This window comes from Alcanivorax sp. HI0083, assembly GCF_001635175.1.
Map to the genome: position 1 here is coordinate 1 of NZ_LWFX01000745.1, position 412 is coordinate 412.

Annotated in this window: 1 protein-coding gene; it reads right to left on the reverse strand. The window is 52.9% G+C overall.

The window, feature by feature from the left end; all coding sequences use genetic code 11:
* Nucleotides 1-355 (reverse strand): curli assembly protein CsgF (locus A3754_RS07300; RefSeq protein WP_063519198.1); only part of this gene is annotated, 355 nt, incomplete at its 3' end.
* Nucleotides 356-412 lie beyond the last annotated feature (57 nt).

Consider the following 412-nt stretch of genomic DNA (forward strand, 5'->3'; position numbering starts at 1 on the left):
CGCCGGTATTGATGTCTTCAATAATGATGGACAACACACCCTGGTCATCGATGATGTTAATAGCAAAATCATCGGTCACGATGCTGCCTTCGTTGCCCGCCCCCACATCCGCCAGCAGCTGGCTCAATAGCCGGGACTGCAACGACGATGTCAGGCGATCCAGATCAGAAGGCCTTTCATACGCAGACGAAGACGCTTCCGGATCCTTGTAATCGTTTTGCGCCTGGGCATTGCCCAGCAGGTGGGAACCGTTGAGGGGGTTGCCTCCAAAGTTTGGATTGACCGGCTGGTAAATCAGCTCACTGGCCGCAACAGGGCCAGCAACAAGAACAAACAGACAATAAAGCGTTTTCATTAGTAGCCGTCCTTGGCCAGATCAGGGTTGCCTACCAGAGTATCCAGCACTTTCATG